Below are 18,443 nucleotides of genomic sequence, written 5' to 3'. Positions count from 1 at the left end.
TATCGCACTGGCGACCTGGGCCGCTACCTGCCGGACGGCAACATCGAATACCTGGGCCGCAACGACGACCAGGTGAAGATCCGTGGTTTCCGCATCGAGCTGGGCGAGATCGAAGCCAAGCTCGCCCGCCACGAAACGCTGAAAGAAACTGTGGTCCTGGCCCGTGAAGACATACCGGGCGACAAGCGCCTGGTGGCCTATTTCACCCAACACTCACTGGACACAGCAGTAGCAATCGAAGCCCTGCGCGCGCACCTGCAAGCGCAACTGCCGGATTACATGGTGCCCGCCGCCTACGTACGCCTCGATGCGCTGCCGCTGACCCCCAACGGCAAGCTCGACCGCAAGGCCCTGCCGGCACCGGAGCTGGATGCCGTCATCTCCCGTGGCTACGAAGCCCCGCAAGGCGAGGTCGAAACCACCCTGGCGCAGCTCTGGCAAGACTTGCTCAAGGTCGAACGCGTCGGCCGCCACGATCATTTCTTCGAACTGGGCGGGCATTCGCTGCTGGCCGTCAGCCTGATTGGCCGGATGCGCCAGCTCGGCTTGTCGGCGGACGTGCGGGTGCTGTTCAGCCAGCCAACCCTCGCCGCGCTGGCCGCCGCAGTCGGCAGTGGCGGCGAGGTCGTGGTACCGGACAACGGCATCTTGCTGGGCTGTACCCGGATCACGCCGTCGATGCTGCCCTTGGTGGCGCTGGACCAGTTGGACATCGATCGCATCGTGGAAACGGTGCCGGGCGGTGCGTGCAACGTGCAGGATATTTACCCGTTGGCGCCGTTGCAGGAGGGCATTCTCTATCACCACATCGCCGCGCACACGGGCGATCCCTATGTGTTGCAGGCCACGTTCATCGTCGCGGACCGCGAGCGGCTGGAGGCGTTTGCCCTAGCCCTGCAAGGCGTCATCGATCGCCATGACATCCTGCGCACCTCGGTGGTCTGGGAAGGCCTGGATGAGCCGGTGCAAGTGGTCTGGCGCAAGGCGCAACTGGCGGTGGAAGAGCTGGTGCTGAGCGCCGAAGCAGGCGATATCGCCGAACAGTTTCGCGAGCGATTCGACACATTGCATTACCGCCTGGACATGCAACAGGCACCGTTGATGCGCATCGCATATGCCCACGATCCGGCGAATCAGCGCTGGGTGGCGATGCTGCTGTTTCATCACATGGCCCTCGATCACACGGCGCTGGAAGTGGTGCAACACGAGATGCAAGCGCATCTGCTGGGCCAGGCCGAGCAGTTGGGCGAAGCGGTGCCGTTCCGCAATTACGTGGCCCAGGCCCGCTTGGGCGTGAGCCGCGCGGAGCACGAAGGGTTCTTCAGTGACATGTTGAGTGATGTCGACGAACCGACATTGCCGTTCGGTCTGCTGGACGTCCGTGGCGATGGCAGCGATATCGAGGAGGCCGGACTGAGCCTGCCTGCCGACCTGAGCCGCCGTTTGCGGGCCCAGGCCCGGCAGTTGGGCGTGAGCGCCGCGAGCCTGCATCACTTGGCCTGGGCGCAGGTGCTGGGGCAAGTGTCCGACAAGCAGGACGTGGTGTTCGGCACCGTGCTGATGGGGCGGATGCAGGGCGGTGATGGCGCCGACCGGGCCCTGGGCATGTTCATCAATACCTTGCCGTTGCGGGTAGGGGTTGGAACCCAAGGCGTGCGTGACGGGGTGAAAGCCACCCACGCGCGCCTGACCGGTCTGTTGGGCCACGAACACGCTTCGTTGGCCCTGGCCCAGCGTTGCAGCGCCGTGGCCGCGCCGCTGCCGTTGTTCAGCGCCTTGCTCAATTACCGGCACAGCGCCGTCGGTGTTGCCTCGAGCGAAGCCTTGGCGGCCTGGGACGGCATCCAACTGCTGAGCAACGAAGAACGCACCAACTACCCGCTGACGTTGTCGGTGGACGACCTGGGCGAAGATTTCCGCCTATCCGCGCTGGCGGTGCCGCAGATTGGTGCGCAGCGGATATGTGTTTACATGGGCATTGCCCTGGAGCGCCTGGTGGATGCGCTGGAACAGGCACCGCAGACGCCGTTGAACAGCCTGTCGATCCTGCCGTCGGCCGAGCGTCGGCAATTGCTGGTGGATTTCAACGCCACCACCCGCAGCTATCCCCAGGACAGGACCGTCCATGGCCTGTTCGAAGCCCAGGCCAAGGAACGTCCGGAGGCAACGGCGGTTGTGCACAACGGGCATGGCCTGACGTACGCCGAGTTGAACCGCCGGGCCAATTGCCTGGCCCGCCATTTGATCGGACTGGGTGTGCAACCGGGTGATCGTGTAGCGATTGTGCTGGAACGCTCCATCGAGCTGCTGGTCAGCCAACTGGCGGTTCTCAAGTGCGCCGCAGTCTACGTGCCGCTGGACGTCAGCGCACCGCCGGAACGGCAGGCCTTCATGGTGCGCGACAGCGGTGTCCGGACGCTTCTGACACTGAGCACGATGACGGCACCAGAGGGGACGGCCCGTGTGGATCTGGACACCGTGGTCCTGGATAACGAGGCGGATCACGACCTGAGACTGATACAAAGCAGCGAATCGGTGGCCTACATCATGTACACCTCCGGTTCCACCGGTACGCCGAAAGGCGTGTTGGTGCCGCACCGGGCGATCAACCGACTGGTGATCAACAACGGCTACGCCGATTTTAACGCCCAGGATCGGGTCGCCTTTGCCTCAAACCCGGCCTTCGACGCCAGCACTCTCGACGTCTGGGCACCGTTGCTCAATGGCGGTTGCGTGGTAGTGGTCGATCAGGACGTGCTGCTGACGCAAGAACGTTTTGCGGCCTTGCTGCAAGAGCAATCGGTCAGCGTGTTGTGGATGACCGCCGGGCTGTTCCACCAATACGCCGCCGGGCTGATGCCGGTGTTCGCCCAACTGCGCTACCTGATCGTCGGCGGCGATGTGCTCGACCCGGCGGTGATCGGTCGCGTTCTGAAGGAAGGCGCGCCGGCTCACTTGCTCAACGGCTACGGCCCAACCGAGGCCACCACCTTCACCACCACCTACGAAATCAAGCAGGTGGGCGAGGGCGGTATCCCGATTGGTCGTCCGATTGGCAACACCCGCGTCTATGTGCTGGATGCCAACCAGCAACCCGTCCTCATCGGCGTGGCCGGCGAGTTGTACATCGGTGGCGACGGCGTGGCGAAAGGCTATTTGAATCGCCCTGAGCTGACCGCCGAGAAGTTCGTCACCGACCCGTTCAGTGCCGATCCAGATGCCTTGCTCTACCGCACTGGCGACCTGGCCCGCTGGCGCGCGGATGGCGCGGTGGATTACCTGGGCCGTAACGACGACCAAGTGAAGATCCGTGGGTTCCGTATCGAATTGGGCGAGATCGAAGCCCGCTTGGGCCAATGCCCAGGCGTGAAAGACGCGGTCGTGCTGGCGCGGCAAGACGATGCCGGTCCCAAGCGCCTGGTAGGTTATGTGATTGCCGAACCGGGCGTGACCTTGTCGGTACGTGAATTGCGCGAGCAGTTGTCGAGCGTGCTGGCCGACTACATGCTGCCCAGCGCCTTCATGGTGCTGCCAGCCTTCCCGCTGACCGCCAACGGCAAGCTGGATCGCCGTGAGCTCCCGGCGCCGGATGCCGAGGCCTATGCCTCTCGCGAATATGAAGCACCACAAGGCGAAGTCGAACAGACCCTGGCGCGAATCTGGGCAGATGTGCTCAAGGTCGAGCAGGTGGGTCGTCACGATCACTTCTTCGAACTGGGCGGCCATTCGCTGCTGGCGGTGACGCTGATCGAACGCATGCGCCAGGCTGGCTTGAGCGCCGACGTGCGCGTGCTGTTCAGCCAACCGACCCTGGTCGCACTGGCCGCAGCGATTGGCAGCGGCAGGGAAGTGAGTGCCCCAGCGAACTTGATTCCCTTGGATTGCGACCGCATCACCCCCGAACTGTTGCCGCTGGTCAACCTGTCCCAGGACACCCTCGACCAGATCGTCGCCACGGTGCCAGGCGGCGCACGCAACGTGCAGGATATCTACCCCCTGGCACCGTTGCAGGAAGGGATTCTGTATCACCACTTGGCCGCCGAACAGGGCGACCCCTACGTGCTGCAAACCCAGTTCGCCTTCGACAACCGGGAACGCCTCGACGCGTTCATCGGCGCGCTGCAAGTGGTGATCGATCGCCACGACATCTTGCGCACCAGTGTGGTCTGGGAAGGGTTGGATGAGCCGGTGCAGGTGGTCTGGCGCCAAGTGGTGCTGGAGCCGCAGTGCATTGTTGCCGATACCACGGCTGGCGACGTTGTCACGCAACTGGCCAGCCGTTTTGATGCGCGGCACAGTCGCCTGGATTTGGGCCGGGCGCCGCTGTTGCACCTGGCTTACGCACGGGATGAGGCCCAGGATCGCTGGGTCGCGATTTTGTTGTTCCATCACCTGGCCCTGGACCACACCGCCCTGGACGTGATGCAGCACGAGATGCAACTGCACCTGCTGGGCGAGGACGGCCAGTTGGGCGAAGCGATGCCTTATCGCAACTACGTGGCCCAGGCCCGCCTGGGGGCGAGCGAAGAGGAACACGAAGCATTTTTCCGCGACATGCTCGGCGATATCGACGAGCCGACACTGCCCTTTGGTTTGCAGGACGTGCAGGGTGAGGGGCACGGCATTGATGAAGTTCGCCAGTCGGTGGACCTGACGTTGTCCGGGCGCCTGCGGACACAGGCACGCCACCTGGGAGTGAGTGCCGCCAGCCTGGTGCACCTGGCCTGGGCCCAGGTGTTGGGCAAGGTATCCGGCAAGCAGGAGGTGGTGTTCGGTACGGTCCTGTTAGGTCGGATGCAGGGCGGCGACGGCGCCGACCGTGCCTTGGGCATGTTCATCAACACCCTGCCGTTGCGGGTGGACGTGGGCGCCCAGGATGTGCGCAGCGGCGTCAAGGCCACTCACGGGCGACTGACTGCGTTGCTGGGCCACGAACATGCGTCGCTGGCACTGGCGCAACGCTGCAGTGGCGTGGTCGCGCCGACGCCGCTGTTCAGCGCCTTGCTCAATTACCGTCACAGTGCGGTCCAGGTGACTCAGGACGCCTTGTCGGCGTGGAGCGGGATCAACGCGCTGCGTGGTAATGAGCGGACCAACTATCCGTTGACCCTCAATGTCGATGACCTGGGTGACGGCTTCTTCCTCACCGCGATGGTCGATACGGCCATCGGTGCGCAGCGTATTTGCGATTACATGCAGGTGGCTTTGGAAAACCTGGTCGTGGCCTTGGAGCAGGCACCGCAAACCCCGTTGCACGCCTTGGCGATCCTGCCATCGGCCGAGCGTCGGCAATTGCTGGAAACTTGGAACGCCACCGACGCCACGTATGCCGACGATACCCTGATCCATCGGCAAGTCGAGGGTTGGGCCGCGTCTCAACCCGACGCCGTGGCCGTCGTGCATGAAGACCAGGCATTGACCTACGGCGAACTCAATGCCCGCGCCAACCGACTTGCCCACAGCCTGGTGGCCGAGGGTGTTCGTCCGGACGACCGAGTGGCAATTTGTGTCGAGCGTGGTCTGGACATGATCGTTGGCCTGCTGGGCATCCTCAAGGCCGGTGCGGGCTATGTACCGCTGGACCCGGCTTATCCACCCGAGCGCATCGCCTACATGCTGGATGACAGCAGTCCCGTGGCGATGGTGACCCAGTCGCAATGGCGCGACAGCCTGCCGGTATTGGCGGTGCCCACCTTGGTGCTCGACCCGACCGACGCCGGCGAAATGAGCCAGCAGCCGCGGCACAATCCCGACGTGGCGGGCCTGAATGCCAGCCACCTGGCCTACGTGATCTACACCTCCGGCTCCACCGGCCTGCCCAAGGGCGTGATGGTCGAACACCGCAACGTCGCGCGGCTGTTTTCGGCGACCCAACCGTGGTTCGAGTTTGGCCCGCAGGACGTGTGGGCGCTGTTCCATTCCTTTGCCTTCGACTTCTCGGTCTGGGAAATCTGGGGTGCCTTGACCCACGGCAGTCGCTTGCTGGTGGTGCCACAGCTGGTCAGCCGTTCACCGCAGTACTGCTACGCGTTGTTGTGCGACGCTGGCGTCACCATTCTCAACCAGACACCGAGCGCTTTCCGCCAACTGATTGCGGCCCAGGGTGAAAGCGACCTGAACCACAGCCTGCGCAAGGTGATCTTCGGTGGCGAAGCCCTGGAAACCGGCATTCTCAAGCCGTGGTATGCCCGCCAGGCCAATGCCCGGACGCAACTGGTGAACATGTACGGCATCACCGAAACGACGGTGCATGTGACCTATCGTCCGCTTGAAGCGGCCGACGCGCAGTTGGCCGGTGTCAGCCCGATTGGCAAGCGCATTCCCGACCTGCAACTGTACGTACTCGATACTCAGCGCGAGCCTGTACCGGTAGGGGTGGTGGGGGAGATGTACGTGGGTGGCGCAGGTGTCAGTCGCGGTTACTTGAACCGTGACGAGTTGACCGCCGAGCGTTTCCTCGCCAACCCGTTCAACCCCGAGCCGGACGCGCGGATGTACAAGACCGGTGACCTGGGTCGCTGGTTGGCGGACGGCAGTATCGAATATCTGGGGCGCAACGACGACCAGGTAAAAATCCGCGGTTTCCGTATCGAATTGGGCGAGATTGAAGCCAAGCTGGCCGCGTGCAACGGTGTGCGAGAAGCCGTGGTGGTGGCGCGCCAGGATACGTCGGGCGATCAGCGCCTGGTGGCCTATGTGATTGCCGAGGAGGGCGAGCCGCCGTCCGCGGCCGAACTGCGCGATGAACTGCTCGGTTCGCTGGCCGAATACATGGTACCCAGCGCATTCGTGATGTTGACGGTGTTCCCGTTGACCACCAACGGCAAGCTGGACCGCAAGGCCTTGCCGGTGCCGGACCAGTCGTCGGTAGTGACCCGTGAATACGAAGCCCCTCAGGGCGAGGTTGAGATCGCTATTGCCGCTATCTGGCAAGACCTGCTGCACGTGGAACGGGTCGGCCGCCACGATCATTTCTTTGAAATGGGCGGTCATTCGTTGCTGGCAGTGAAATTGATCGAGCGCATGCGCCAGATCGACCTCGCCGCCGACGTACGCGTGCTGTTCGGCCAGCCGACGCTGGCGGCGCTGGCCAGTGCGGTGGGCGGCAGCCAGGAAGTCCAGGTGCCGGCCAACCGTATCCCGGACGATTGTGCGCGGATCACGCCAGACCTTTTGCCCCTGGCCACGTTGAGCCAGGACGAGATCGACCGCGTCGTGGCGACAGTGCCGGGTGGCGTGGGCAATGTGCAGGACATCTATGCCCTGGCGCCGCTGCAGGAGGGGATCTTGTATCACCACCTTGCGGCCGCCAAAGGCGACCCCTATCTGCAATACGTGCTTTTCGCTTTCGACAGCCGCGCCCACTTGAACCTTTTCGCCGAGGCTCTGCAAAGCGTGGTGTCCCGGCATGACATCCTGCGCACCGGGGTAGTCTGGGAAGGCTTGGAGGAACCGGTCCAGGTGGTCTGGCGCGAGGCGCAACTGGGCCTCGATGAAATCGCCTTGGACGCGGCAGCGGGGGATATCGCCGAGCAACTGCGCGAACACCTGGATCCGCGTCACCACCGCCTGGACATTCGCCAGGCGCCGATGATGCGGATCGGTTATGCCCAGGACGTGGCGAACAATCGCTGGGTCGGCATGCTGCTGTTCCACCACATGGTCGACGACGCGACCTCCCTGGGCATGCTCACCGCAGAAATAGGTGCGCACATGGCCGGGCGGGGGGAGCAATTGGCGGCATCGGTGCCGTATCGAAACTACGTGGCACAGGCGCGGCTGGGGGTTAGCCGCGAGGAGCACGAGGCCTTCTTCCACGAGATGCTGGGGGATGTGACCGAGCCGACGCTGCCCTTCGGCCTGCAGGACGTGCAAGGTGACGGGCACGGTATCGAGGAAGTCCGCCAACCGGTCGATGCCCGGCTGGGTGAGCGTCTGCGGATCCAGGCGCGTCAGCTCGGCGTCAGCGCGGCAAGCTTGTATCACCTGGCGTGGGCGCAGGTGCTGGGCAACGTCTCGGGCCAGGACGACGTGGTCTTCGGCACGGTGTTGCTGGGGCGCATGCAGGGTGGTGAAGGGGCCGACCGTGCGCTGGGGATGTTCATCAATACCTTGCCGCTGCGGGTGAGTCTGGGCGCACACGGTGTGCGCGCTGCCGTCAAGGCGACCCATGCGCGCTTGACCGCGTTGCTGGGGCACGAGCATGCCTCGCTGGTCCTGGCGCAACGCTGCAGTGGCGTAGCCGCGCCGGCGCCGCTGTTCAGCGCGCTGCTCAACTATCGCCACCTCGGTGCGCAGACGGCTTCCAGCGAGGCCATCGCCGCCTGGGACGGTATCCAGACTTTGGAAGGTGAAGAGCGCACCAACTATCCGCTGACGTTGTCGGTGGATGACTTGGGCGAGGGCTTCAACCTGACGGTCATGGCTCAGGCGCCGATTGGCGCCGAGCGTGTGTGCGGCTACGTGCAATGTGTCGTGGAAAATCTGGTGCAGGCGCTGGAACAGTCACCCTTGGCCCCATTGAGCGGGTTGAAGATGCTGCCAGCGGCCGAGCGCCGAGCATTGCTCGAAGCCTGGAATACAACAGAGGCGACCTATGCCCATGACGCGCTGATCCATCGCCAGTTCGAGGCCCAGGTCGCGACGCAACCCGACGCGGTGGCGGTGGTGTTCGAGGAGCAGGCACTGACTTACGGCGAACTCAACGCCCGGGCAAACCAGGTCGCTCATCGCCTGCTGGCACTGGGTATTCGTCCGGATGACCGGGTGGCGATCTGTGTCGAGCGCGGTCTGGACATGATCGTTGGCCTGCTGGGCATTCTGAAGTCCGGCGCTGGTTATGTGCCGGTGGACCCGGCCTATCCGGCGGAACGCATCGGCTACATGCTGCGTGACAGTACGCCGGTTGCGCTGTTGGCCCAAGCCGCTACGCAACCGTTGTTGGCTGGCGTCTCGGTGCCGGTGCTGCAACTCGATGACGGCGGCTGGCAGGACGAATCCGTCGCCAACCCGCAAGTGCCTGGCCTGACGTCGTCGCAGTTGGCCTACGTGATCTACACCTCGGGGTCCACCGGCCTGCCCAAAGGGGTGATGGTCGAACACCGCAACGTGGCACGGCTGTTTTCGGCGACCCAACCGTGGTTCGAGTTTGGTCCGCAAGACGTCTGGGCGCTGTTCCATTCCTTCGCGTTCGATTTCTCGGTCTGGGAAATCTGGGGCGCCTTGACCCACGGCGGTCGGCTGTTGGTGGTGCCGCAACTGGTCAGTCGCTCGCCGCAAGACTGTTATGCGTTGTTGTGCGAGGCCGGTGTGACCGTACTGAACCAGACGCCAAGCGCCTTCCGGCAGTTGATTGCGGCCCAGGGCGAAAGCGAACTGCGCCACAGCCTGCGCCAGGTGATCTTTGGCGGTGAAGCGCTGGAAACCGGGATGCTCAAGCCCTGGTATGCCCGTGTCGCCAATGCTGGGACGCAGTTGGTGAACATGTACGGCATCACCGAAACGACGGTGCACGTGACCTATCGTCCGCTTGAAACGGCCGATGCGCAGTTGACGGGAGTGAGCCCGATCGGCAAGCGCATTCCCGACCTGCAACTGTACGTGCTCGACGCCCGGCGCGAGCCGGTGCCGGTGGGGGTGGTGGGTGAGATGTACGTGGGCGGTGCGGGCGTGGCCCGGGGTTATCTGAACCGTCCGGAATTGACCCAGGAACGCTTTATCGACGATACCTTTAGCGGGCGTGAAGGGGCGCGCTTGTACCGGACCGGCGACCTCGGTCGTTGGTTGGCGGACGGCAGCATCGAATACCTGGGCCGCAATGACGACCAAGTGAAGATCCGTGGTTTCCGGATCGAGCTGGGCGAGATCGAAGCGACGCTGGCGGCCTGCGAGGGTATCCGCGAGGCCGTGGTCATCGCTCGTGAAGACGAACCGGGTGACAAGCGCCTGGTGGCCTATGTGATCGCTGCGCAAGGTGCGCAACCGTCAGCGATCGACCTGCGTACACAGTTGTTGCGGTCGCTGGCGGAGCACATGGTTCCCAGCGCCTTCGTGATCCTTGAAGCGTTCCCGTTGACCACTAACGGCAAACTCGATCGCAAGGCCTTGCCGGCGCCGGATCAGTCGGCCGTGATCAGCCGTGGATACGAAGCCCCGCAAGGCCAGGTCGAGACGGCCATCGCCCGCATTTGGCAGGACTTGCTCAAGCTCGAGCAGGTCGGCCGTCATGATAACTTCTTCGAGTTGGGTGGCCATTCGCTGCTGGCGGTGAAGCTGATCGAGCGCATGCGCCAGGTCGACCTGGCCGCCGATGTGCGGGTGCTGTTCGGTCAACCGACGCTGGCGGCCCTGGCGGCCGCGGTGGGTGGGCATACGGAAGTCGTGGTGCCGGACAATGCGATCCCGGACGGCTGCACGCGAATCACCCCGGACATGTTGCCCTTGGCCGATCTGGACCAGGACGCTATCGACCGGATAGTGGCCACCGTGCCGGGTGGCGTGGCGAATGTGCAGGACATCTATGCCCTGGCGCCGTTGCAGGAAGGGATTCTCTATCACCACCTCGCCGCGGAGCAGGGCGATCCCTACGTATTGCAGGTGCTGTTCGGCTTTGACAACCGCGAACGGCTGCAAGCCTTTGCCTACGCCTTGCAGAGCGTGGTGTCACGTAACGATATCCTGCGCACCAGCGTGGTCTGGCAAGGCCTGGCGGCACCGGTGCAAGTGGTATGGCACCACGCGACCCTGGGCCTGGAAGAGGTCGAGGTGGACCCGGCGGGGGGCGATGTGGTGCAGCAGCTGCACGGACGATTCGATCCGCGGCATTACCGCCTCGACATCGCCCAGGCTCCGTTGATGCGCCTGGCCTATGCCCAGGACGTGGCGAATCAGCGCTGGGTTGGCATGCTGCTGTTCCATCACATGGCGTTGGACCACACGGCGCTTGAAGTCGTGGTGCATGAGATGCAAGCCAGTCTCTTGGACCAGGCGCACTTGCTGTCACCTGCCGTGCCGTATCGCAACCATGTGGCCCAGGCGCGTCTTGGGGTCAGTCGTGAGCAGCACGAAGGGTTTTTCCGCGAGATGCTTGGCGATATCGATGAGCCGACGCTGCCGTTCGGTCTACAGGATGTGCAGGGCGACGGCAGCGGCATCGAAGAAGCGCATCAGGACGTAGACGCCGCGCTGGCCCGGCGCCTGCGGACCCAGGCCCGTCAACTCGGCGTGAGCGCGGCAAGCCTGGTCCACCTGGCCTGGGGGCATGTGGTCGGGCGGGTTTCGGGCCGTGAAGAGGTTGTGTTCGGCACCGTGCTGATGGGGCGGATGCAGGGCGGCGACGGGGCCGATCGGGCCCTGGGCATGTTCATCAACACGCTGCCATTGCGCGTCAATGTCGGCGCCCAAGGCGCCCGCGCCGGTGTCAGGGCGACCCATGGCCGGTTGTCGGCCTTGCTCGGACACGAGCACGCGTCGCTGTCCCTGGCGCAGCGTTGCAGCGGCGTACCGGCCTCGCTGCCGTTGTTCAGCACGTTGTTGAACTATCGACACAGTGCCGCTGAAGCGGTGTCCGACACGGCCATCTCGGCATGGCACGGGATCCAGACCCTGAGCATGGAAGAGCGCACCAACTATCCGTTGTGCCTTAACGTGGACGATCTGGGCGAAGGTTTCCGGCTTACGGCCCAGGTCGTGAGCGCGGTGGGGGCCCAGCGTGTCTGCGGGTATATGCACTCGGCGCTGGACAGCCTGGTGGCGGCGTTGGAGCACACGCCAGACCTGGCGTTGCGGGAACTGTCGATCGTGCCGGCGGCGGAGCGCGAGCGGTTACTGGTGGACTTCAATGCCACCCAGGCCGAATACCCGCGGGAGCAGACCATCCACGGGTTGTTCGAGGATCAGGTGCAGCGCACGCCGGATGCCGTGGCGGTGCGTCACGGCCGACAACAGCTCAATTATCGCGAGCTCAACGGCCTCGCCAATCGCTTGGCCCATTACCTGCGCAAGCAGGGCGTGCAGCCCGATTCGCGGGTGGCGATCTGTGTCGAGCGCGGCATCGACATGGTTGTTGGCTTGCTGGCGATCCTCAAGGCCGGCGGCGGTTATGTGCCACTGGACCCGGCGTATCCGTTGGATCGGATTGCCTACATGTTGCAAGACAGTGCCCCGGCGGCGATCCTGGTTCAAGGCAGCACCCGCCATCTGTCGGGCGAGACGTCGGTGCCAGTGATCGACCTCGACAAGGGCGTCTGGCAGGACGAGGTGGCGCCCAATCCGCAGGTTCCAGGCCTGGTCTCGTCGCACCTGGCTTACGTGATCTACACCTCGGGTTCGACCGGCCAGCCTAAAGGCGTGATGATCGAACACCGCAACACGGTGAACTTCCTGACTTGGGCGCATCGTTCTTTCGATTGGCAGACCTTGGCTAAAACCCTGTTCTCCACTTCGCTGAACTTCGACCTGGCCGTCTACGAATGCTTCGCGCCGCTGACGTCTGGCGGCAGCATCGAAGTGGTCACTAATGTGCTGGAACTGCAGCAGGGCGAGCACGACATCACCTTGATCAACACCGTACCGTCGGCGCTCAAGGCGCTGCTGGAATCGGGCGGGTTGGGCGAGGGCGTCGACACGGTGAACGTCGCCGGTGAAGCCTTGAAGCGCAGCTTGGTGGAAGCGTTGTTCGAACAGACCCAGGTCAAGCGCCTGTGCAACCTCTATGGCCCTTCGGAAACCACGACGTATTCGAGTTGGGTGTCGATGGCCCGTGAGGATGGTTTTGCCGCGCACATTGGTAAACCGGTGGCGAATACCCAGTTCTATCTGTTGGATGAGTACAAACAACCGGTGCCACTGGGCGTTCCGGGCGAAATTTACATCGGTGGCGCTGGGGTCGCTCGCGGTTATCTCAATCGTGACGACCTGACGGCTGAACGCTTCCTCAAGGACCCGTTCAGCACGGCTGCGAACGCCCGCATGTATCGCACTGGCGACCTGGGCCGCTACCTGCCGGACGGCAACATCGAATACCTGGGCCGCAACGACGACCAGGTGAAGATCCGTGGTTTCCGCATCGAACTGGGCGAGATCGAAGCCAAGCTCGCGCAACACGACGCCTTGAACGAAACCGTGGTCCTGGCCCGTGAGGATGTGCCGGGCGACAAACGTCTGGTGGCCTACTTCACCCAGCATTCACCTATAGACATCGAAACCCTGCGTACGCACCTGCAAGCGCAACTGCCGGCCTATATGGTGCCCACCGCCTACATGCGTCTGGATGCCTTGCCCCTGACGCCGAACGGCAAGCTCGACCGCAAGGCCCTGCCGGCACCGGATCTGGATGCCGTCATCTCCCGTGGCTACGAAGCCCCGCAAGGCGAGGTCGAAACCACCCTGGCGCAGATCTGGCAAGACTTGCTGGGCTTGCAACAGGTCGGTCGCCATGATCAGTTCTTCGAACTGGGCGGGCATTCGTTGCTGGCGATCCAATTGATTTCCCAGGTGCGTCTGCGCCTGGGTGTGGAGCTGGGCCTGACCGAATTGTTCGCCCAACCTCAACTGATGGGGTTGGCGCAGGCAGTGGCTCGGGCCGGGCGCAGCACATTGCCGGAGATCGTCCGGGTTTCGCGAGAGGACGACCTGCCCCTGTCGTTCGCCCAGCAGCGCCTGTGGTTCCTGGCGCAGATGGAAGGGGCCAGCACGGCCTACCACATGCCCGCCGGGCTGCGCCTGCGCGGGGTGCTGGATCGCTGCGCCTTGCAGCGGGCGCTGGATCGCATCGTTGCTCGTCACGAGGCCCTGCGGACCACCTTTGTGCAGGTCAAGGGTGAAGAGCCTCGGCAGCGCATCATGCCCGCCGAGATCGGCTTCGCGCTGCTGCAACATGACTTCTCCGGCCAGGCCGACGCCGAGGACCAACTGCACGCGCTGGCAGCAGAGGAAGCCACCGACACCTTCAGCCTGGAACATGGCCCATTGATTCGCGGCCGCCTGATCCGCCTCGCCAGCGAGGACCATGTGTTGCTGGTAACCATGCATCACATCGTGTCGGACGGCTGGTCCATCGGCGTGTTGATCAAGGAACTGGCGGCGCTTTATGAGGCGTTCCGTCATGACCTGGATGATCCATTGCCGACCCTGACGGTGCAGTACGGCGACTACGGGGTTTGGCAACGTCGCTGGTTGAGCGGCGAGGTGCTGCAGACCCAAAGCAATTACTGGCGACAAACCCTGGCCGATGCGCCTGCGTTGCTGATGCTGCCCACCGACCGTGCGCGGCCTGCGCAACAGGACTATGCCGGGGCGACATTGCCGGTGGTCTTCGACGCCGACTTGACCGCGAACCTCAAGGCCCTGAGCCAGCGCCATGGCGTCACGCTGTACATGACCGTGATGACGGCCTGGGGCGCGTTGTTGAGCCGGCTTTCGGGCCAGGATGATGTGGTGATCGGCTCGCCGGTGGCCAACCGCACGCGCTCGGAAGTCGAAGGGCTGATCGGTTTCTTCGTCAACACCTTGGCCGTGCGCATCGATCTCTCGGGGGCGCCAACCGTGGCAACCCTGTTGGCCCGGGTCAAGGTCCAGGCCCTGGGCGCCCAGGCGCATCAGGACCTGCCATTCGAACAAGTGGTGGAAGTGCTCAAGCCGGTGCGCAGCCTGGCCCACAGTCCGCTGTTCCAGGCCATGCTGTCCTGGCAGACCCATGACAACACCGAACTGGTGTTGGGGGACTTGAAACTCGAAGGCCTGGGGGCGGCAAGCAACGTCGCCAAATTCGACGTGTCCCTGGAGCTGGGCGAGATCCAGGGGCAGATGTTTGGTGCCCTTGAATACGCCACGGCGTTGTTCGACAAACGTACGGTGCAGCGTTACCTCGGCTACTTCGAGCGCCTTCTGCGGGCCATGGTCGCCAACGACCAGGTCCAGGTCGAACGGATTGCGCTGCTGGACGATGTCGAACGTGAGCATTTGCTGACCTGTCTTAACGCTACCCAGGTAGCGAACCCGCGTGAGCAGACCATCCATCAGTTGTTCGAAGCCCAGGTCGAGGCTCGACCGGACGCCATCGCCGTCTTGTGCGGTGATGAGCGACTGAGTTACGCCGAACTGAACCACCAGGCCAACCAGATGGCTCATCACCTGATCGGCCTGGGCATCCGCCCGGATGACCGGGTGGCGATCTGTGTTGAACGCGGAGCCGAAATGCTCATTGGCCTGTTGGCCATCCTCAAGGCCGGTGCCGGTTACGTGCCGCTCGACCCGGCGTTTCCAGCCGAACGCTTGGCCTACATGCTCGCCGACAGTGCCCCGGTGGCACTGCTGAGCCAAGATGAACTGCTAGGTCGTCTGCCGGCGTTGACGGTGCCGGTGGTGCTGCTCGACCGCGCCGAGCGCGCGCGTTGCGGCATCGCCGCCGGTCGTGACGATAATCCGCTCGTTGCCTCCCTGGGCGCGCGCCACCTGGCCTACGTCATCTACACCTCGGGCTCCACCGGCAACCCCAAAGGGGTGATGGTCGAACACCGGGGCCTGGTCAACTACTGCGTCGATGCGGTCCGCTTGTTCGGCCTGACACCGGCGGACACGGTGCTGCAACAGAACACCCTGAACTTCGACCTGTCGGTGGAAGAAATCTTCCCGGCGCTGCTGGCCGGTGCCACCCTGGCGCCGACCCGGCAGCTGTTTGGCAGTGCCGAGTTGCAACAAAATGGCGATATCCGCCCGACGTTCCTGCATCTGACAGCGGCCCATTGGCATACCCTCGTGGCCGAATGGCACAACACGCCGGCCCAGGCTCGGGACCATTTGCGCGACGTGCGGCTGATCAACGTCACCGGTGATGCCTTGTCGACGCAGAAATTGCAGATATGGGACGCGGTTCGTCCCGCCCATACGCGGTTGGTCAACACCTATGGCCCGACCGAGGCCACGGTGTCCTGCACGGCCGCCTACATGGAGCATGACGCGGTCGATGGCATCCTCGGCAACGCCTGCATTGGCAGGCCGATGGCCAACACCCGGATCTACCTGCTTGATGCGCACCGCCAGCCTGTGCCGTTCGGGGTCATGGGGGAAATCTTCATCGGTGGTGACGGTGTGGCGCGCGGTTACCTGAACCTTGACGCCATCAGCGCCGAACGCTTCCTGGCCGATCCGTTCAGCGACCAGCCCGATGCGCGCCTGTACAAGACCGGTGACTTGGCCCGTTATCGTCCGGACGGACGCCTCGAATACCTGGGCCGCAACGACTTCCAAGTCAAGGTCCGTGGGTTCCGTATCGAACTGGGCGAGATCGAGGCCCGGCTGGGCGACTGTGCCGGGGTCAAGGAAGCGGCGGTGATCGTGCGCGAAGACACCCCGGGCGACAAACGCCTGGTGGCCTATGTGGTGCCGCAGGCCGGGACACGCCTGGACGCGGCGACCTTGCGTGCGCAGTTGTCGACGCAATTGGCCGAATACATGCTGCCCGGCGCGTTTGTCAGCCTCGCCGCATTGCCGCTGACGCCGAACCGCAAGCTCGACCGCCAGGCGCTGCCGGCGCCCGATGCCGAGGCGTACGCCAGCCGCACCCATGAAGCGCCTCAGGGCAACACGGAAATCGTCCTGGCGCAGATCTGGCAGACCCTGCTCAAAGTCGAGTCGGTGGGCCGCCACGACCATTTCTTCGAATTGGGGGGGCATTCCTTGCTGGTGATGCGCTTGATCGCCCAGGTACGCGAGCAATTGGGCATGGAACTGAACCTGAGGGATGTCTTTGCCCAACCGCAATTGAATGTGCTGGCCCAAGTGCTCTCCCAGGCGGCACACAGCACCCGACCCGGTATCGTGCCGGTGTCCCGCGAACAGGCGTTGCCGTTGTCTTTCGCCCAGCAGCGCCTTTGGTTCCTGGCGCAACTGGACGGGACCAGTGCGGCGTATCACATCCCCACTGGCCTGCGCCTGCGAGGCGCGCTGGATACGTCGGCGCTCACCCGCGCACTGGATCGTATCGTCGCCCGTCACGAGGCCCTGCGTACCACTTTTGTGCAGGCGCAGGGGCAGGAAGTAGAACAGCGCATTGCCCCGGCCGACGTCGGTTTCGCGTTGCAGTTGCAGGCCTTGGCAGGGTGCGCGGACGCCGAAACCGAGCTGCTGGTCCTGGCCGAGGAGGAGGCTCGCCAGGCCTTCGACCTGGCCCATGGCCCGCTGGTACGTGGCCGACTGGTGCGGATGGCGGAGGATGATCACGTGCTGTTGGTGACCCTGCACCATATCGTCTCCGATGGCTGGTCCGCCGATCTGCTGACCCATGAATTGGGCGTGCTGTACGAAGCGTTCCGTCAGGGCCAGGACGATCCATTGCCGGCGTTGCCGATTCAGTACGCGGACTATGCCCTTTGGCAACGGCGCTGGCTCACCGGGGAAGTCTTGGCCGAACAGGAACGCTTCTGGCAGCAGACCCTGGCCGACGCACCAGCCTTGTTGACGTTGCCAACCGATCGGCCACGGCCTGCGCAGCAAGATCACGCCGGCGCGGTGGTGGGGATCGTCCTCGACGAAACCCTGACCCAAGGCCTCCAGGCGTTGAGCCAGCGACATGGCGCTACCTTGTTCATGACGGTCATGGCCGCCTGGGCCACGGTGCTCAGTCGCCTGTCCGGCCAGCACGACGTGGTCATCGGTACGCCGGTGGCGAACCGCATGCAAGCGGAAGTCGAAGGCCTGATCGGTCTGTTCGTCAACACGCTGGCGCTGCGCGTCGATGTGGCGGACGGACTGACGGTGCAAGCCTTGTTGCAACACGTGAGGGCTCGGACCCTGGACGCCCAGGCGCACCAGGACCTGCCATTCGAACAAGTGGTGGAAGTGGTCCGGCCATTGCGCAGCCTGTCCCATAGCCCGGTGTTCCAGGCCATGCTGTCCTGGCAGAACAGCGAAGCCACGGGGTTGGAACTGGGCGATATGTCGCTGCAAGGGTTGGGCGCAACCAGCCGCACCGCGAAATTCGACGTGTTGCTGGACATGGCCCTGATCGATGGGCGCCTGTTCGGTTCGCTGGAATACGCCACGGCGCTGTTCGACCCTGCCATGGCGGAGCGCTACCTCGGTTACCTGGAGGGCGTGCTGCGGGCCATGGTGGCTGATGAACAGACCCTCGTGGCGCAGATTCCGCTGCTGGCTGACAACGAACGCCGGCATCTGTTGGAAACGCTCAATGCCACGGCGGTCGATTACCCGCAGGGCCTGACCTTGCACGGCTTGTTCGAAATACGGGTCGCGGCCTGTCCGGATGCCGTCGCGGTTGTCTCTGGCGAGGCAGCGTTGAGCTACTCGCAATTGAATACGCGCGCCAACCAGGTCGCTCATCGCCTATTGGAACTGGGCATTCGCCCGGATGACCGCGTGGCGATCTGTGCCGATCGCAGCCTGGACATGGTGGCGGGCCTGCTGGGCATTCTCAAGGCCGGCGC

1 protein-coding gene is annotated in these 18,443 nt (G+C 64.0%); it reads left to right on the top strand.

The genetic code is table 11. The annotated features are described in order from the left end of the window. Positions 1 to 18,443: non-ribosomal peptide synthase/polyketide synthase (locus AACY42_RS27400; RefSeq protein ID WP_339483605.1), on the top strand; the 18,443-nt coding region annotated here is incomplete at both ends.

Source organism: Pseudomonas sp. RL_5y_Pfl2_73, assembly GCF_963970515.1.
Classification (GTDB): domain Bacteria; phylum Pseudomonadota; class Gammaproteobacteria; order Pseudomonadales; family Pseudomonadaceae; genus Aquipseudomonas.
Note: the sequence above shows the minus strand (reverse complement) of the source record. Positions and strands in the feature narration are given on the sequence as shown.